This is a genomic window from Janthinobacterium darwini, assembly GCF_051380905.1.
In the GTDB taxonomy this organism is placed as follows: Bacteria; Pseudomonadota; Gammaproteobacteria; order Burkholderiales; family Burkholderiaceae_D; genus Janthinobacterium.
This window is the reverse complement of sequence record NZ_JBNYXX010000001.1, coordinates 322,586-339,999: the sequence shown is the minus strand read 5'-3', so window position 1 is coordinate 339,999 and position 17,414 is coordinate 322,586. Positions and strand designations below refer to the sequence as shown.

Here is a 17,414-nt window from a genome sequence, read left to right as displayed (position 1 = left end):
GATTATTGTCCTCCCTGAATGGCCGTCAGCATGCCCTTGATCTGCGAGTTGAGGAAGGTCACGGCCGCCTCATAGCGGATGGCGTTGTCGGCAAAGGCGTTGCGTTCGAGATCCATATCCACCGTGTTGCCATCGACGGCGCCCTGGGCCGGCGCGCGGTACAGCAGCGGCGTGCCGTCGGCCAGGGACTCGACCTTGCCGCCTGCGCCGGCAACTGCAGCCACACCCTTGCCCGGCATATGCTGCGGCGCCGTGCCCTTCAGGGCCGGCTGCACGCCATCCTTGCGCGCCATCGCGCCCTTCAGCGCGCTGGCGAAATCGACATCGCGTGCCTTGTAGTTGGGCGTATCGGCATTGGCGATATTCGAGGCGAGCAATTCCTGGCGCGTCGAGCGCAGGCTCAGCGCCGTCTCGTTGAAGCGCATGTAATCGTCGAGTTTCCCTATCATGTCAGGCTCCGGAAAGATCTGCCACTGGCGCCTGAGATGGCGAAAGGATGGCGGTATAGTGATGACAGGAAACATAGTACGGCGGCCACCGGTAAGGCCATCGCCGGATCAGACTGTACTTTTACCCCTTAATCGGGGCTTCGAACGGGGCGACGCGCACTATCATGGCAGTATTCCAGAGGCCTATCACCATGAAAACACCGCTTGCACTCCTTCTCGCTCTAGCCACCCTGCCAATGCTGGCCCAGGCGCAAAACGCCGGCCGGCAAACGCCGGAAGCGCTGCGCAACAGCGTGGAACAGTTTCTGCAAGTGCAAAGCAATGGCTTGCCGGGAAAAGTAACGATCAGCGTCGGCGCCGTCGATCCGCGCCTGAACCTGGCGGCCTGCCCCGCACCGCAAGCATTCATGGCGCCGGGCGCCCGCGCCTGGGGCAAGACCACGGTGGGCGTGCGCTGCACGGCACCAAGCAACTGGACCATCTATTTGCAAGCCAACGTGGCCGTCGTGGGCGACTACGTGGCCAGCGCCGTGCCGCTGGCGCAAGGGCAAGCCATTGATGCCAGCCAGCTGGTGACGATGCAGGGCGACCTGGCCGCATTGCCGGCAGGCATCGCCACCGACATGGCCCAGGTGGTGGGCGCCAGCACGAATATTTCCTTGCCGCCAGGCACGCCAATGCGCCTCGACACCCTGCGCCGCAAGCCGGTGGTGATGCAGGGCCAGCTGGTGCGCGTCGTTTCCAGTGGCAATGGTTTCCAGGTAGCATCAGAAGGACGCGCCATCGGCAGCGCCGGCGATGGGCAGACGGTACAGGTACGCACGCAGAGCGGCCAGCAGATCAGCGGCGTGGCGCGCGCGGGTGGCATGGTGGAGGTCGCCTTTTAACACGGATAGATAGCGATATTGTAGTCTGGTGCACTAAAGTTCCTGGATAAGATGCCGATAAGAAGTCATATCCCGGAGTTTTTTGACTTCGACCAGACGAGGATCACGCTGTGAAAATTACCGATAACACCATTAAAAGCAATCCCGGCCTGCCGGTGGCGCCCCCGAGCACCTCCGGCGCCCGGAATGCCGAGAAAGCCCAGGCAACACCGACGACGTCGGACAATGTACGCCTGTCGCCGCAAGGACAGGCATTAGCGGCCAGTGCAACTGCCGGCAGCGGCGCCGTGTTCGACACGAAAAAAGTCGAACGCATCAAGCTGGCGATCGCCGACGGGCAGTTCCAGGTCAACTCTGAAAAAGTGGCAGACGGTCTCCTCGACACAGTCAAGGACTTGCTGCACTCACGAAATAGATAGGTTCCCTCATGCAATCAGTGACTCCGTTTTCCAGCCTGCGCGACGAGCAACAGCTCATGACCACATTGCTGGCATTGATGAAAGAAGAACAGCGGCATCTGGTTGCGGCTGACATCGATGCAATCACGGAGCTCACCGCGCGCAAGACGGCACTCGTCGGACAATTGAGCCAGCTGGCGGCGCAACGCCACCAGGCGCTGGCGGCGGCCGGTTTCACGGCCGCCGAAGCGGGCATGGAAGACTGGCTGGTCGGTGCCAGCGAAGCCGAGGCGGCGCCCCTATGGAAAGCCCTGCTCGAGACCACGCGCGAAGCCAAGGAACAGAACCGGTTGAATAGCCTGCTGGTCAACAAACACATGTTGCACACGCAAGGCGCCCTGAACGCCATGCGCCCCACGGCCCAGAGCGGCAACTTCTACGGCCCCAGCGGCCAAGCAATGACGAACACAGCCAGCCGGCGCGTCGTCATCGGCTAAGTTTTCACGCGACGCTCACGACGCCAAACCCGGAAACAGCAGCGACAAGCACAGCAATAAACCATTGCTGCAAGCATGCGCCGCGGCGGCCGCCACATACGCGGGCGCCGGGCCCATGCTGCGCGCCGTCAGGTAGCTGGCTGCGAACGTGCATCCGCCAATAAAAGTGATGGCCGCGTGCAAGATCCCGGCGCCGTTCACGACATGGAGCAGGGAAAAAAGTGCCGCGCTGGCCAGCAGGCTGACCGCAGTGCGCACTTTGTAACGGCGTAATATCTCCAGCGGCAGCCACTGCCCGATGAGCGTCTCGAACAACGGCGCCCAAACGACGGCTATCCAGAGTATCGTCGCCGTGCTGGCGTCTTTCAGGGATGCCGCAGCGGTACCACCCAGTTGCTGCGAGGTAAACAGGGCCACGGCAGCCAGCGCCAACGGTACGAAGATGAGAAAGTTGATGGCGCCCACGGTCACCCCCAACATCAAAGCGCCCCGCATGGGGTGCGCTGCCATGCGCACCCGCAAGGCGGCCAGGCTGGCAGCCAACTGCGGCAGCGGAAAATTCCTCGCCTTCAGCATCCGTGGATGTCTCCTCATGGCGCATCCGCCCCTCAGCCAGGCGTGCGGCCATCATAGCGCGGCGGCATGGCGTCAAACAAGGCTAATTATTGCAAAACATGCATGCTCTCCACACCTCAGCCATGCGCGGCACGCCCCGTATGCTGGCGAAATTTCGCCGCGATGGCTTGTCCCTTCGCTGCCGCGGCGGCCTGCTGCGCCGGCGTCAGCTCGTTTTGCAGCCAGTGCCAGTATTCATCCTGATACGGATTGGTGGTGCCGGGCGCCAGGATGTCGTCGTACACCATGCGCAGGGCCAGCAGGTAGCCATACGCTTGCGGGGCATCCTTCTGCACCACCTCGCCATCGCGCAGGTAGGCCATCATCAGGGTAGCCACGCTGCTCAGTTCAGCGTCATCCGCCTGCGCCGTCAGCTGGGCAATGGCTTGCCGCTTCCATGCCTGCACCAGCGGATCGTCAGGACGGTTGCGCAGCGCGCTGCGGTCGCCGAACGGCCCTTCCGACAGGAACAGGGTGGCAGCGCCCGGCACACCCGCCTTGGCGGCGGTCGCCAGGTAGGCCAGGCGGTCCTCGCGCTGGCGTTGCGTCAGGCCCCCGCACAGCTGCTGCTGGGCGGCTTTTTCTTCCGCCGTCATCTCGCGTCCCAGCTCGAATTCCAGCCCCGGCAAGCGGCTTTCGCGCTGGAAAACAATGCAGTCGTCGATCAGGTTGAAGGCCGCATACGCGTCTTCCGCCCTGCCGCTGGCAGCCAGGCGTTCGAGCCGCTGTGTCAGGGACACGACAACGGGCGCGGCATCGGCGACGGGGCTGGCATCGATACTCAAATACGATGCCAGGCTGCGCCCCGGTGGTGCGCTGGCAGCAGCGATGGCCACAGATTGCGGCGCGCCGCCGTCGGGCGCGGGCCAGTACACGAGCGCCAGTACTGCCGCGATGGCAGCGGCAGTGGCGATGCCGGTCAGCTTGCTAATCATGATGAGGTGGCGCGCGTGGATGGGAAACGCACGTTACCACAGGCGCGCTGCGGCGGGCCGCACGCCTCCACACTCTCAGCCGCCGGCCTTTTTCGCCTGGTGGCCCAGCTTGGCCAGCGCGGCCATCACCGTCTCGACATGGTCGCCCTGCACTTCGATCACGCCATCCTTGACGGTGCCGCCCGAGCCGCACTGCGTGCGCAACTGCTTGCCCAGCAGCGCCAGGGCGATGGCGTCCAGCGCCAAGCCTTTCACGACGGTGACGCTCTTGCCGCCACGGCCCTTGGTCTGGCGCGACACGCGCACCACGCCATCGCCCGCAGGCGCCGCCTTGGCCTGCGCCTTGCACGCGCATTGCGCCAGCGGCTGGCGGCAGGCAGGGCACATGCGGCCCGTTTCGGTGGAATACACTAGACCGCCCAGGGAGCTGCTTTTCATGATGGATAGCTAAAAAGGAAGAAGGCAGCGATTGTACCAAGCGGCGAGGGTCAGTTGGCCGGCGCCGGCGCAGGTGCGACGGGCGACGTCGGCACTTCCGTCACCGTCTCGGGGATGCCCGACAAAATCGTCACGGCGACCCTGCGGTTGCGCGCGCGCCCTTCCGGCGTGGCATTCGGCGCCACGGGGATATTATCGGCATGTCCCACGGCCGTCAGGCGCGACGCTTGCACGCCGCTGGCGATGAACAGGCGCACCACGGCGCTGGCGCGCGCGGCCGACAATTCCCAGTTCGAGGCAAAGGTCGAATTGCTGATGGGCTGCACATCCGTATGCCCTTCCACCTGCACGTCGTGCGTGTCATCCTTGAGCAGCACGGCCACGGCGCGCAAGGCCTGGTCCGACTCGGCCGTCAGCCCTGCGGCGCCCGGGTCGAACAGCACACTGGCATTGATTTCCACGCTCACGCCGCGGCTCGTCTGCGTGACCCTGACCTTGCCTTCCTTGACCAGCGGCGCCAGGGTGGACGTGAGATCCTGCGCCAGGCGCGTCATGTGTTCGCGCTCGCGGCGGAGGGCTTCAGTGCGGCGTTTCAGGGCGGGATTCGGCAGCGCAATGGCTTGCGGTGCTTCCATGATGATGGGCGGCGCGCCCTTTTCCAGGCTGAAAGCCTGGCCGATGGCATTCTGGAAGACGCGGTACTTACCTTCGTTGACTTGCGAAATCGCATACATGACGACGAAAAAGGCGAACAACAAAGTGATGAAGTCGGCGTACGAGATCAGCCAGCGGTCCTGGTTGTCCGGTTCCTCGTCATACTTCCTGCGCGCGCGCCGCATCATGGTCAGTGCTCGTGCAGCAGGCTGGCCACGCGCTCTTCGATGATGCGCGTGTGGTCGCCCGTGGCGATGTCGTACAGCACGGCGGCCGTGATTTCATATTGCAGCACCCGGCGCGAGACGATGGCCTTGAGTTTATTGGCCACCGGCAAGAACAGCAGATTGGCCAGGCCCACACCGTAGATGGTCGATACAAACGCCACGGCGATGCCGCTGCCCAATTTACTCGGGTCGGTGAGGTTTTCCATGACATGGATCAAGCCCAGCACGGCGCCCAGAATACCGATGGTGGGCGAATAGCCGGCCGCCGACTCCCACACCTTGACGGCCTGGCGCTCGGCCATTTCGTAGGCAGAGATCTCCACGTCGAGCAACTGGCGCAGCTTGTCGGGGGCGATGCCGTCGACGATCATGCGCAAACCCTTGGCGTTGAAACGGTCGGCCGTGTTTTCCATCAGGCGTTCGAGCGCCAGCGTGCCATCGCGGCGCGCAGTCAAGCTCCATTGCCCGATGTCGCGCGCCAGCGCGGCGCGCGTATCGGCCGGCGGCAAAAACACCCAGCGCAGCATTTCCAGGCCGCGCACGAAAGTACGCAGCCGCGTTTGCAGCAGCACGGCGCCGAAGGTGCCGACGATGACGATGGCAAAGGCGGCCGGCTGCAGCAGGGAGGCCATCTTGCCGCCTTCCAGTGCCTGGCCGACCAGAAGGCCCGCCAGCGCCAGCGCCAGCCCGATTACGCTGGACCAGTCCACGCCAGCTCCCTCAAGGTTGCCCGCAGGCGTGCGACGGCCTGGGTATGCAGCTGCGAGACACGCGATTCGGACACGCCCATCACCGCGCCGATCTCCTTCAGGTTCAGCTCTTCTTCGTAGTACAGGCCCATGAGCATTTTCTCGCGTGGCGGCAGCGCGTCGATGGCATCGATCACGGATTGCCGGAAATCGGTATCGAGCAGGGACCGCAAGGGGTCGCTGTCCTCGTCCACGCAATGGCGGTCGAGAAAGCTGTCATTGCCGTCCGGGTCATGAAAGTCTTCGTAGTACAGCAACTGGTGGCCGCCGCCGTCGCCCAGCATTTCCTGGTAATCGACGAGCGACATTTTCAGCAATTTCGCCACTTCCGATTCCGTCGGCGGGTGTCCCAGGCGCTGCTGCAGGATGCTCATCGCCTCTTCGATCTTGCGCATGTTCTGGCGCATGCTGCGCGGCAACCAGTCGCTGGTGCGCAATTCGTCGAGCATGGCGCCGCGGATGCGCAGCACGGCATATGTCTCGAACTGCGCGCCATGCGTCTCTTCATAGCGGCTGATGGCGTCGAGCAGGCCGATCATGCCGGCCTGGATCAGGTCATCGACCTCGACCGAAGGCGGCAATTTCGCCTTCATATGGTGCGCCAGACGCTTCACCAGCGGAATGTGCTCCGTCAGCAAATAGTCCTTGTTCGATTTCCCTTTGACCGTGTACATAGGCTGCTTATTGTTTTAACTGCTATCGTGTGCTGATGATGGATTCAGACGCTGAACTGGTGCGGGCTCCCCGTCTGGTACAAGGTGCCACCGAGCACCGGCGCCGCCGAACGGGCCAGCCGCTCGGCCAGTCCGCGAAACGCCACCGAAGCTCCCGCCAGCGGAAAGGCATCGACCACGCTGCGGCCCAGACGCGCCGCGCGGTGCAGATACTCATCGGCAGGCACCGACCCCATCGAGGTCAGTTTCACGGCCAGGTAACGGCTCGCCGCCTGCGCCATATTATCGTATACCACTTTTGCCTCGGATTCGGAAGCGCCGGTGACCAGAATGCCAAACGGACGGCGTCCCAGTTCCTGGCTCAGGCGCTTGATCAGGCAGTATGCCGCCTTGATCGAAGTGGCGCTGGTCGACACTTGCACCACGATATCGGACGAGGCCATCAGCGGCACGGGAAAGCAATCGCCCTCGTCGGCCATGACGCCGTCGACCAGCACGATGCCGCTCTGGCGCGCCATCACCTCGAAGGTCTTGCCCAGGCGGCGCAGTTCTTCCTCGCCCGCATAGTCCATGCTGTCCATCAGGTGGTTGCGCGCACCCAGGCTGGCTACGCCGAAGCCTTGCGGCACCTGGTGGATGACCTGGTTCAAGGCGCACTGCTGGCGCGCCACGTCGCGCAGGCTGGCGCCGTGCGCCAGTCCCAGGCGCGCAGCGACGCCATCGCTGCCGCCGCTGGCGTCGAGCAGCAGCACGTCATTGCCGCCGTAGACCAGCGAGGCGCCCAGGTTGACCAGCATGGCCCCCTTGTCGTCCTGCGGCGTGGCAGAGAGAAAAGTCATCACCCGCGGCTGCGGGCCGGCCAGCATGCGGCGCAAGCCTTCAGCCTGGTCGAAATCGAAATTAGCCAAGACGCACCCCGCGCGCTTCATTGTTGCGGGCAGCTGCCTGCGCCATCAGCAGCGGCAGTTCGGCATCGGAAAACTGCGTCGCCGCCGCATCGCGCTTGAGCTTGAAGGCGCGGTCGATCAGGTAGCCGCGGTCGGCCAGGTACAGATCTTCCGGCACGCGCTGGCCGTTCGACACATAAAACAGGTTCAGTTTCTGGCGGATCACCACGTCGAGCACATTGCCGATCGAGGCCGCTTCATCGAGCTTGGTCATGATGCAGCCGGCCAGGCCACTGCCCTGGTAGGCGCGCACCACTTCGTTCAAGGTTTCCTGCGTCGCCGTGGAGTTCAGGCACAGCAAACGTTTCACGTCGGCGCCGGCGCCCGACAACATGGCCACCTGCTCCGTCACCATCTGGTCGCGCTGGCTCACGCCCACCGTATCGATCAGCACCGTGTGCTTGTTCTTCAATTCCTTCAGGGCGATGCGCAAGTCCGCTTCATCCTTCACCGAATGCACCATCACGCCGAGGATCTTGCCGTAGATGCGCAGCTGTTCGTGCGCGCCGATACGGTAGGCGTCCGTGGTGATCAGGGCCAGCTTTTCCGGGCCGTGGCGCATCACGCAGCGGGCCGCCAGCTTGGCCGTGCTGGTGGTCTTGCCGACACCGGTCGGGCCTACCAGGGCAAACACGCCGCCCTGCTCCAGCATGGCGTCTTCATTGGCCACCGTATTCAGGTTACGGCTCAGGACGGTCTTGATCCAGCGCATGCTTTGCGCGCCATCGAGGCCGGCGGGCAGCTTGTCGATCAGGTAGCGCGCCAGGCTGGCCGAAAAACCTGCTGCCAGCATTTCGCGCAGCACCACGGCTTTTTGCGGCTCGCGCTGCTGCGTCGAGCCCCACGAGATTTCCGCCAGCTGGGTTTCCATCATGCCGCGCATGGCGCGGATTTCATTCATCATGCCGCTCATCTCGGCGGCGGCGTTCTCTTTGACGTGCGCCAGTGCGCTGGCCATCATCTGCTGCATGCGGGCCATGTCCACTGACTCGCCGGCTGCCTGGCGCGGCGCGGCAGGACGCGGCACAGCCGGGCGCTGGGCCGGGGCGGCCGGACGCTGCGGCGTGGCGAACTGGGTCTGCAACTGGGGACGGGGCTGGGACATTTCGGACGCGGCCGGCGGCGAGGCCAGCGAAGCGGCATCGTCATTGGCCAGCGCGAGGATTTCCACCACGCCATCGGCCTGGCGGTTCGACAAGATCACGGCATCGGGGCCCAGCGCTTCGCGCACCTTGCGCAGCGCATCGCGCGACGAGGCGCCCGTAAATTTCTTCACATTCATGACCGGCCTCCCAGGGCGGGGGTGGCGCAAAATTGGCTGAACTGTGTGACCATCATGGACTCCTGTTGCTTGAGTGCTGTCTTCCACATGGACACAGATCACCCGGACAGTTTCCATTATTAGCGATGCTTGGAGGAAATGATCGAAGGAACAGGACGGGAAAGTACCCGTTATTCAGTTTGCCAGCAGGAAATTGATGAAAAAATAAGCAAAAAGAGGCAAAGGGGCCGTCGCTTGGGGTCAGCCCCCCCAACACCGCCGACGTTAAGGTCATCGGCAACGTGTATGAGGGTCTGACCCCGGTATTGACTGTGCCAACTATTGCGCGCCCACCAGGCTGGTGACGCGAATGGTCTTGGTTTCCGGCACTTCCGCATGCGACAGCACTTTCAGCTGCGGCAGGGCGCGGCGCAGGAAGCGCGACAGCAGGGCGCGCAGCGGCGCCGGCACCAGCAGCACGGGCGTCAGGCCCAGCGCTTCCTGCTGCTGCGCGGCCAGGCCCGCCTGGTGGGCGATGGTATCGGCCAGGCCCGGCTCGATGCCGGCGCCATCGCCGCCATTGCCCATGGCTTGCATCAGCAGGCGCTCCAGGCGGCTGTCGAGGGTCATCACGGACAGTTCGGCGGCGCCGGGGAACAGTTGCTGCACGATGGCGCGGCCCAGGGACACACGCACCAGCGCCGTCAGATCGTTCGGGTCTTGCGTATTGACCGTATGCTCGGCCAGGGTTTCGATGATGGTGCGCATGTCGCGGATGTGCACGCCCTCGGCCAGCAGGTTCTGCAGCACTTTTTGCAGGGTCGACAGCGACAGCATCTTCGGCACCAGGTCTTCCACCAGGCGCGGCGCATCCTTGCCCAGGTGATCAAGCAGCGATTGCACTTCGGCACGGCCCAGCAGCTCGGAAGCGTGCGAGGTGATCAGGTGATTCAAGTGCGTGGCCACCACGGTGCCCGCATCGACGACCGTGTAGCCCATCGATTGTGCCTGGTCGCGCAAGCTGGCGTCGATCCAGGTGGCGGGCAAGCCGAACGCGGGGTCGCTGGTAGCCAGGCCCGGCAAGCTACCGCTGGCCATGCCGGGATTGATCGCCAGGAACTGACCATTGAACGCCTCGCCCACGCCCACTTCCACGCCCTTGAGGGTGATGCGGTAGGCGGACGGCTTCAATTCCAGGTTGTCGCGGATATGCACGGGCGGCGCCAGAAAGCCCACTTCCTGGGCAAATTTCTTGCGGATGCCTTTGATGCGCTTGAGCAATTCTCCACCCTGCGTCTTGTCGACCAGGGGAATCAAGCGGTAGCCCACTTCCAGGCCCAGGGTATCGACTGGCATGATGTCTTGCCAGCTTGCCTCTTCCTGCTCGGGCGCCACGGTCGCTTGCGGCACTTCGGCCGGCTTCTCGGCCGCCGCCTTTTCCTGCGTGCGTTTCTTGCTGATCAAATAGGCGGAGCCGGCCAGCAATGAGGCCAGCAGGATGAAGACCATGTTCGGCATGCCGGGAATCAAGCCCATGCCGCCGATGATGCCGGCGGTAATATATAGCACTTGCGGTTTCGCAAACAATTGGCCCACCAACTGGGTGCCGATGTCCTGGTCGCTGGCCACGCGCGAGACGACGATACCGGCTGCCGTGGAAATGATCAGCGAAGGAATCTGTGCCACCAGGCCGTCACCGATGGCCAGCAGGGTGTAATTCTTGAGCGCATCGGCAAAGCCCATGTCGTGCTGCAGCAAGCCCACCAGCAGGCCGCCAACGATATTGATGACGGTGACCATGATGCCGGCGATGGCGTCGCCGCGCACGTATTTGCTGGCACCGTCCATGGCGCCATAGAATTCCGCTTCCTGCGCCACTTCCGTGCGGCGGCGGCGCGCTTCGTCTTCGCCGATCAGGCCAGCGTTCAGGTCGGCATCGATGGCCATCTGTTTACCGGGCATGGCGTCCAGCGCGAAGCGGGCACCCACCTCGGCGATACGGCCCGCACCCTTGGTCACCACGGTAAAGTTGATGATGGTCAAAATGATGAACACCACGATACCGACCGTATAGTTGCCACCGATCAGGAAGTGGCCGAACGCTTCAATCACTTTACCGGCCGCGTCGGCGCCCGTGTGGCCTTCCGTCAGCACCACGCGCGTGGACGCCACGTTCAGCGACAGGCGCAGCATGGTCGACACCAGCAGAATGGTCGGGAACGCCATGAAGTCGAGCGGCTTGACCGTGTACAGCGCCGTCAGCAGCACGATGATGGACAGCGCGATATTGAAACTGAAGAAAATGTCGAGAATGAAGGCCGGCAGCGGCAGCACCATCATCGCCAGCAGCATGATGATGATGACCGGCGCAGCGATGCCCTTGCTGGCGTTGCTGCTCATACCGCTGAGCCAGGCTGGCAATCTCAGGCCGTTCATGGTGTATTTCCTTTATTCTTGTCTGCCGCGTCTGCTGCGGCTTTGGTCTGCGATGCGGGGTCCAGCGGATCGAGCTCGGGCGGCACGTCGAGTTTTTTCGGCTTGTCGGGGCGCTGGCCGTGGCCACTGCCGTAGCTGCGCAGCTGGAACACATACGCCAGCACTTCGGCCACGGCGCCATACAAGGCCTCGGGAATCTCGTCGCCGATGTCCGTGTGCTTGTACAGCGCACGCGCCAGGGCCGGCGCTTCCAGGATGGCAACCTTGTGCTCGCCCGCCAGTTCGCGGATCTTCGCCGCCACCTCGTCGATGCCCTTGGCCACCACCTGCGGCGCGCCGCGCGAATTCTCGCCATACTTCAAGGCCACCGCGTAGTGGGTAGGATTGGTCACCACCACGTCGGCTGTCGGCACGTCGGCCATCATGCGGCGGCGCGACATTTCATGCTGCATCTGGCGGATCTTCGCCTTGATCTGCGGATTGCCGTCCGACTCCTTCGACTCTTGCTTGACTTCCTGCAAGGACATTTTCATCTTGTTAGCGTAGTGCCACATCTGGTAGGGGCCGTCGATGGCGGCGATCAGGCCCAGCGCGCCCACGATCAGCAAGAAGGCCGTGATCAGCAGGCTGATCAGATGGGCCGAACCGGCGCGCAGGGATTCCACCGACAGGCCCAGCACGGCATCTTTCTGGTGCTGCATCACCATCCAGGCAACGACGCCGACGACGATGGTCTTGGCGACGGCCTTGAGCAACTCCACCAGCGCATTCTTCGAAAACATATTTCCCAGGCCGCGAATCGGATTGAGCTTGCCAAAATTGGGGGTAAATGCCTTGGAACTGAACAGCCAGCCGCCCACCAGCACGGGCGAGGCCAGGGCGACGAGCATGATGGCTGCGGCGTACGGCAAGCAGGTCAGCAAGACGGAGCCCACGTCGTAGCCGATGCGTAACATCATCGCGTCGGGATTGAGGATTTGCTCCCGGTCCAGGGTCAAACCGGAGACCATGACCGCCGTCAGCCGGCGCACGATGGCGTCGCCGGCAAACCACAGGCAGCAGCCGGACGCCATCAGCACCGTAAACGTTGCCACTTCACGCGATCGCGGAACGTCGCCTTCCTCACGCGCCTGCTCGAGGCGCTTCGGTGACGCGGCTTCGGTCTTTTCTGCGTCGCTGTCTTCCGACATCAATCAACTCCGGTGAAGTCCTGCAGCCTGGTTAGGCGCAATACGGACTGGGCATGACGCATTATCGGTTCAATCACCACAACGCCATCAAGGGAAAAGCGGGGCGAATCCCCTGCTTTTCCTTTGCTCCCCAGTAACCTTAGCGGGACTTGCGCGCTTCGGCCTGCTTCACTGTCTGCTCGATGGCGCCAAACAGCGACTTGCCATCGTCACCCAGCATTTCCAGTCGAACAACATCACCGAACAGCAAATAGGGCGTACTGGCGACGCCATCAGCGATCATCTCCTGGTTACGTCGCTCAACAATACTGGAAAAACCCTTCTTGACTTCCTTGTTGGCGACGCCGCCCGCACTCACCACGCTGCCGGCACGCGCGTTGCGCGTCTGACACAGATGCGCCAGCAATTGCGGATAATTAAAGGCCATGTCGGCACCCGCGTGGGGCTGGCCCGTCAATTTGCCATTCAGGCTGCAACGCAAGGCGTAATGCACCTTGCCGCCGCGCCAGGCGTCGCCCAGTTCATCGGGTGTGATGGCGACAGGAGAGCAGGCCATGGCCGGCTTCGCCTGCAGGAAGCCGTAGCCGCAGGCCTGCTCGTCGGGCGCCAGGTTGCGCAGCGTAATGTCGTTGACCAGCATCAACAGCTTGATGTTCAGGTGCGCCTGGTCCGGCGTGGAACCCATGGCCACGTCGTCCGTGATGGCGGCGATGCCGGCCTCGTAATCGATGCCCCACTGCTCGTGCGCCAGAGTGATGTCGTCGTGGGCACCGAGGAAATCGTCGCTGGCGCCCTGGTACATCCGTGGCGCCTCGCGCAGATTGGCAGGCGCCTCGCTGCCTGCCGCCTTGCAGGCACGCTCGATCTGCTGCAGGTAGGACATGCCGCCCACACGCAGACTGCTGCGCGGCAAGGGCGCCATGCAGTTGGCGGGATCGAACTCGAAGGCCCGATGGCCACGGCCACTATTGATGGTCTGGTACAGCAGGTCCAGCTGGGGCGCGATGAAACTCCAGTCGTCGAGCGCCTTTTGCAGGGTCGAGGCGATGCCATCGGCCAGATGGGCCGTTTTCAGGTCGCGCGAGACGACAGCCAGCTGGCCGTCACGCGTGCCATCCTTCAGGGTAGCTAATTTCATGTGCGGGAAACTTCATCAAATGCAGGCAATGGGGACTAAAGACGCCAAAAAGCCGGGAAGTCCCCGGCTTTGGCGGTCAGCAGGAGGTTCAGGCCAGCAATGTCAGCTGTTCTGCGGTCAGATAGCACCATTCGCCTTCGGCGATGCCCAGCGACTCCAGGGTCAGGCTGCCGATCGCGGAACGGTGCAGCGCGCTGCAATGGTTGCCGGCGGCGGCAAGCATGCGCTTGACCTGGTGGTACTTGCCTTGCTCGAGCACGATTTCAAGCTGGAATTCTCCGCGCTTGACGCAGACGAGGGCTGCCAGCGGGGCCGGCTCGTCGTGCAACTGCACGCCAGCCAGCAGCAGGGCCACCAGCTCATCGGTCACCGGCTCTTGCGTGGTGGCCTGGTAAATCTTCGGAACGTGACGCTTCGGCGACGATTGCGCATGGATAAATGGGCCATCGTCGGACATCAGCAGCATACCGGTCGTATCGTGGTCTAGCCTGCCGACGGGCTGCACTTCGCGCCAGGTGAACTGTTCCGGCAACAGGGTCAGCACACCAGGATGATGGCTGGGTTTGCGCGAGCATTCGAAGTTGGCAGGCTTGTTCAGCGCCAGGTACAGGTGCGCGCGGTATACCCACTCTTCTTCAAAAACGTGCAACACCAGGCCTTCGGTCTCGACGGTAGTGCGGTAATTGGTCTGGGTGACGCCATCGATGACGACATCGCCATCTTCGATGAGGGAACGACAATATTTACGGGTGCCAAAACCCTGCGATTGCAGGATGCGGTCTAGGGATAATTTACTCATGGGCGTGACTTTACCAGAAGCGGCTGGCAGCGTGAAGCGGCGGCGCGCGCCGCCCGCGCCAGGCGCAGGAGCGCGCGCCAGCGTGGCGCAGACACATATAAGGCGAAGCACAAGGTGAGATTTCGATATAAATGGCCAATTCCTTTGAGATATATCAAGCGCTCGAAATATCGCATTGATAGACTGAAACTTCGTTAGGAATCCGCCTAACGCACTTTAGGAATCGTGGCAGTCGCCACCCCTTACAAGGACATCGTATGAAGCATACCGATACCATCGCCTTACAAGGCAGCATCGCCGACATGCGCGAGCGCATCGCCGCGGAACAGGCATCCATGCACAAGGTCAGACTCGGCGTGGCGCGCTGGCGCAACACCCCTGCGCCGCAGGAGGCGGACGTGCCCCCATCACCAGCGAGCCAGACGCACTGGCATGCCGAGGCGCAATGCCATTTCATGTGCTGGCTGGAACGGGGTGGTTTTGCGCACGCGGATGCGGACGTGAGCACGCCCGCCATGGCGGACACGCCGCCGGACATCAGCTCCAACGCCAGCAGCACCGCAGCGGCGCCGGCCCGGCAAGCAACCCTGCCTGTGCACTGTAACGGCTGCGCCGCCTGAGCGCACGGCCATCGAACCCGCCATGCCCCGCCCCCGCATGCCAGCCTTGCTTCTGCCTTGCCAGCCAACCCAGACCAAATATCGCGCGATGCCGGCACACCCGGTACGAACGACGCACAAAAGGAAACGGCGGCATTGCGCCGCCGTTCCCAAGCCCCAACGGGACTTCAGTGAGGAATGTAAATTCACTCAAAACCACATCTGCGATGCGGCGAGTAGTTCCAAGACCTACCAATCAAGTTAGTACTGACAACATAGTTGATATATCGCCCCTCCTTGAAAAGAACTACGCCTTCACTATAGCCCAAGCAGCCCGTTTTTCAAGCCAAAATACCACCTTATTGAAAATCATTCTCGACTGGCTTGCCAGCCAGTCAAGAGTCATGTCCTCAGCGCAACGCCGGTTGTGACTGCTGTACGGCCGCCTTCATGGCACCGGCGCCCATGGCGGCGCCAAATTTCTTCAGCACCCGTTCCGGCAAGCCTTCATGCTGCGTGTAGTCGACGATGTCTTCCGCCTTGACGACGTCGCGCGCCACGCTGTCGACCGTGCCAAAATCGTCGGCCAGGCCCATTTCCACGGCTTTCGCGCCCGTCCAGTACAGGCCGGAAAAGGTATCAGCCGTTTCCTTCAGGCGCTTGCCCCGCCCCGTGCGCACCACGTCGATGAATTGCTGGTGGATTTCATTGAGCATGCCTTGCGCATACGCCTTGTGTTTTTCCGTCAGCGGGCTGAAAGGGTCCATGAAACCCTTGTTCTCGCCCGCCGTCAGCAACCGGCGCTCGACGCCCACCTTTTCCATCACGCCCGTAAAGCCGAAGCCGTCCATCAGCACGCCGATGGAACCGACCACGCTGGCCTTGTTGACATAGATGCGGTCGGCCGCGGCGGCGATGTAATAGCCGCCCGAAGCACACATTTCATCGACCACCACATACAAGGGCTTGTCCGGATAGCCCTTGCGCAGGCGCTGCATCTCGTCGACGATCATGCCAGCCTGTACGGGACTGCCGCCCGGACTATTAATATGCAGTACCACAGCCACGGAACCGGCGTCGGAAAACGCCTTGTCCAGCGCAGGAATGACGACGGCGGCCGAACCGCTGCCTTCAGACTCGATGGCACCGCTGATGTCGATCAGGGCCGTGTGGCGGCCCAGGGTTTCGCTGTCGTCGGCCGTGTTGTAGTCATAAAACACCCACAGGGCAAACAGCACGATCAGCAGGCCGAACACCTTGAAAAAGATGCTCCAGCGGCGGTGCGCGCGTTGCTCTTGCAAAGTGGCAAATACCAGCTTCTCCAGCACGTCGCGCTCCCAGTTCCCGGCAGGGGCGCCGTAGCCGGGGGCTGGCACGCTGCTGTCCACCTTGTCATTCGTGTTATCGCTCATGGTTCACTTTGTTTAAATTGCAATAATTCCTGCGCCCGGCTTCAGGCCGGCAGCGGCTGGACATACTCATCGGGCTGCCAGTACAGTTGGCCATCGCGCTCGGTCACGGGAATCGGACGCAAGCGGCCGCCCTTGCAGGGACCGCCCGCGCAGTAGCCGCTTTCCGGCACATAGATGGCGCCATGCGTCGAACACATCAGGTACAAGCCGCTGGATTCGAAAAACTCGCCCTCGGCCCAGTCCAGTTCGATCGGCACGTGGGCGCAGCGGTTCAGATAGCCGTACGCCTTGCCGCCATGGCGCACGACAAAGCCGGTGGTCGCTTCGCCACCGGCCGAAACGGGAAAGCGCACGCCCTTGCCGCCATCGGCCACCGCGTCGGCGGCACAAATCAATACTTCCGCAACGTCGGTCATCATGCGTGCTCGCTCAGCCATTGGTGCAGATCGGCCACCGTGGCGGCCGAATACAGCGGATTGCAGGCCTGCAACTGTTCCACAGGATGCGCCCCATACTCTACGGCAATACCAGCCGCGCCTGCATTGCTTGCCATCAACAAATCATGACTGGTGTCGCCGATCATCACGGTACGGCGCATATCCTGCCCCAGTTCGCGCGTCAGCTCCTGCAGCATGGCCGGATGAGGCTTGGAGAACGTTTCATCGGCGCAGCGCGTCGCATCGAACAGCGACAGCAGCTTGACGGCATTCAGCGAACGGTTCAGGCCGACACGGCTCTTGCCCGTGGCGACAGCCAGAAAGTACGCTTGCTGCGACAATTCCTGCAGCATTTCGTGCACGCCGGGAAACAGGGTCAGCTCATGGTCGCGCGACAGATAGTGATAGCGGTAGCGTTCGGCCATGCGCGCATGGTATTTCGGCTCGACATCGGGCATCACCAGCCGCATCGCTTCCTGCAAGCCCAGGCCGATCACATGCGAGGCCAGCAACTCGGTGGGAATTGGCAAGCCCAGGTCTTTCGCCGACGCCTGGATACACTTGACGATGGTCGAGGTACTGTCTATCAGGGTACCGTCCCAATCGAAAACGATCAGATCAAATTGCTTTCTTGCCATGTTTCCCGACGGCAAAACCGCCGGCTCCTTGAGA

20 protein-coding genes are annotated in these 17,414 nt (G+C 62.7%); 4 read left to right on the top strand and 16 right to left on the bottom strand.

Translation table 11 applies throughout. The features are described from left to right. Positions 1 to 2: 2 nt before the first annotated feature. Positions 3 to 449 (bottom strand): flagellar basal body rod protein FlgB, encoded by a 447-nt coding sequence (gene flgB, locus ACQ4WZ_RS01525; RefSeq protein WP_101482409.1) that lies wholly within the window; start codon positions 447 to 449, stop codon positions 3 to 5. A gap of 191 nt (positions 450 to 640) precedes the next feature. Here flgB and flgA point away from each other — a divergent pair, with 191 nt between their 5' ends. The 3 genes from flgA to ACQ4WZ_RS01510 all read left to right on the top strand — a co-directional run bounded on the left by flgA (position 641) and on the right by ACQ4WZ_RS01510 (position 2,231). Continuing rightward, the gene (gene flgA, locus ACQ4WZ_RS01520; RefSeq protein ID WP_101482410.1) at positions 641 to 1,336 is read left to right on the top strand and encodes a flagellar basal body P-ring formation chaperone FlgA; all 696 of its coding nucleotides are present in this window, start codon (positions 641 to 643) and stop codon (positions 1,334 to 1,336) included. A gap of 110 nt (positions 1,337 to 1,446) precedes the next feature. Beyond that, complete coding sequence (flgM, locus tag ACQ4WZ_RS01515) at positions 1,447 to 1,755, top strand: flagellar biosynthesis anti-sigma factor FlgM (RefSeq protein WP_101482411.1); 309 nt, start codon at positions 1,447 to 1,449, stop codon at positions 1,753 to 1,755. 8 nt (positions 1,756 to 1,763) lie between these two features. Continuing rightward, positions 1,764 to 2,231 carry a flagella synthesis protein FlgN gene (locus ACQ4WZ_RS01510; RefSeq protein ID WP_101482412.1) on the top strand — a complete coding sequence of 156 codons (468 nt, stop codon included), beginning with the start codon at positions 1,764 to 1,766 and terminating at the stop codon, positions 2,229 to 2,231. Positions 2,232 to 2,246: 15 nt separating this feature from the next. Here ACQ4WZ_RS01510 and ACQ4WZ_RS01505 read toward each other — a convergent pair whose 3' ends face one another. The 12 genes from ACQ4WZ_RS01505 to ACQ4WZ_RS01450 all read right to left on the bottom strand — a co-directional run bounded on the left by ACQ4WZ_RS01505 (position 2,247) and on the right by ACQ4WZ_RS01450 (position 14,294). Then, complete coding sequence (locus tag ACQ4WZ_RS01505) at positions 2,247 to 2,825, bottom strand: CPBP family glutamic-type intramembrane protease (protein ID WP_436572415.1); 579 nt, start codon at positions 2,823 to 2,825, stop codon at positions 2,247 to 2,249. A 98-nt stretch (positions 2,826 to 2,923) separates the two neighbouring features. Next, entirely contained in the window at positions 2,924 to 3,781 is an 858-nt protein-coding gene (locus ACQ4WZ_RS01500) for a hypothetical protein (protein WP_436572414.1), read from the bottom strand. A 75-nt stretch (positions 3,782 to 3,856) separates the two neighbouring features. Next, positions 3,857 to 4,219, bottom strand: a complete 363-nt coding sequence (locus ACQ4WZ_RS01495) for a translation initiation factor Sui1 (protein ID WP_101482415.1) — start codon at positions 4,217 to 4,219, stop codon at positions 3,857 to 3,859. A gap of 50 nt (positions 4,220 to 4,269) precedes the next feature. Continuing rightward, complete coding sequence (motD, locus tag ACQ4WZ_RS01490; protein ID WP_133993276.1) at positions 4,270 to 5,058, bottom strand: flagellar motor protein MotD; 789 nt, start codon at positions 5,056 to 5,058, stop codon at positions 4,270 to 4,272. Between the two features lie 5 nt (positions 5,059 to 5,063). After that, a complete protein-coding gene (locus tag ACQ4WZ_RS01485; RefSeq protein ID WP_101482416.1) occupies positions 5,064 to 5,810 on the bottom strand; it encodes a flagellar motor protein in 747 nt (248 codons plus the stop codon). Beyond that, the gene (locus ACQ4WZ_RS01480; protein WP_071075839.1) at positions 5,792 to 6,523 is read right to left on the bottom strand and encodes an RNA polymerase sigma factor FliA; all 732 of its coding nucleotides are present in this window, start codon (positions 6,521 to 6,523) and stop codon (positions 5,792 to 5,794) included. Before ACQ4WZ_RS01480 ends, ACQ4WZ_RS01485 begins: the two co-directional genes overlap by 19 nt. A 44-nt stretch (positions 6,524 to 6,567) precedes the next feature. Next, a complete protein-coding gene (locus tag ACQ4WZ_RS01475; RefSeq protein WP_101484688.1) occupies positions 6,568 to 7,431 on the bottom strand; it encodes a MinD/ParA family ATP-binding protein in 864 nt (287 codons plus the stop codon). After that, entirely contained in the window at positions 7,424 to 8,752 is a 1,329-nt protein-coding gene (gene flhF / locus ACQ4WZ_RS01470; RefSeq protein ID WP_436572413.1) for a flagellar biosynthesis GTPase FlhF, read from the bottom strand. The genes ACQ4WZ_RS01475 and flhF overlap by 8 nt, the downstream gene beginning before the upstream one ends. Before the next feature lie 318 nt (positions 8,753 to 9,070). After that, positions 9,071 to 11,167, bottom strand: a complete 2,097-nt coding sequence (flhA, locus tag ACQ4WZ_RS01465) for a flagellar biosynthesis protein FlhA (protein ID WP_133989771.1) — start codon at positions 11,165 to 11,167, stop codon at positions 9,071 to 9,073. Beyond that, on the bottom strand, positions 11,164 to 12,357 hold the full coding sequence (flhB, locus tag ACQ4WZ_RS01460; RefSeq protein WP_436572412.1) for a flagellar biosynthesis protein FlhB: 1,194 nt from the start codon (positions 12,355 to 12,357) through the stop codon (positions 11,164 to 11,166). Before flhB ends, flhA begins: the two co-directional genes overlap by 4 nt. Positions 12,358 to 12,496: 139 nt before the next feature. After that, positions 12,497 to 13,495, bottom strand: coding sequence for a fumarylacetoacetate hydrolase family protein (locus ACQ4WZ_RS01455; protein WP_101482419.1), 999 nt, complete (start codon positions 13,493 to 13,495; stop codon positions 12,497 to 12,499). Between the two features lie 88 nt (positions 13,496 to 13,583). Further along, positions 13,584 to 14,294, bottom strand: coding sequence for a pseudouridine synthase (locus tag ACQ4WZ_RS01450; RefSeq protein ID WP_101484689.1), 711 nt, complete (start codon positions 14,292 to 14,294; stop codon positions 13,584 to 13,586). 257 nt (positions 14,295 to 14,551) lie between these two features. On the opposite strand from ACQ4WZ_RS01450, the gene ACQ4WZ_RS01445 reads away from it, so the two are divergent. Further along, on the top strand, positions 14,552 to 14,914 hold the full coding sequence (locus ACQ4WZ_RS01445; protein ID WP_436572411.1) for a hypothetical protein: 363 nt from the start codon (positions 14,552 to 14,554) through the stop codon (positions 14,912 to 14,914). 389 nt (positions 14,915 to 15,303) lie between these two features. Here ACQ4WZ_RS01445 and ACQ4WZ_RS01440 read toward each other — a convergent pair whose 3' ends face one another. From ACQ4WZ_RS01440 to ACQ4WZ_RS01430, 3 genes are read right to left on the bottom strand one after another with little or no spacing between them, the layout of a single operon-like run. Continuing rightward, positions 15,304 to 16,305 carry a S49 family peptidase gene (locus ACQ4WZ_RS01440; RefSeq protein ID WP_101482421.1) on the bottom strand — a complete coding sequence of 334 codons (1,002 nt, stop codon included), beginning with the start codon at positions 16,303 to 16,305 and terminating at the stop codon, positions 15,304 to 15,306. 41 nt (positions 16,306 to 16,346) lie between these two features. Further along, positions 16,347 to 16,724 (bottom strand): Rieske (2Fe-2S) protein, encoded by a 378-nt coding sequence (locus ACQ4WZ_RS01435; protein WP_180338519.1) that lies wholly within the window; start codon positions 16,722 to 16,724, stop codon positions 16,347 to 16,349. Further along, positions 16,721 to 17,380 (bottom strand): HAD-IIIA family hydrolase, encoded by a 660-nt coding sequence (locus ACQ4WZ_RS01430; protein ID WP_101482422.1) that lies wholly within the window; start codon positions 17,378 to 17,380, stop codon positions 16,721 to 16,723. Before ACQ4WZ_RS01430 ends, ACQ4WZ_RS01435 begins: the two co-directional genes overlap by 4 nt. Between the last annotated feature and the right edge of the window lie 34 nt (positions 17,381 to 17,414).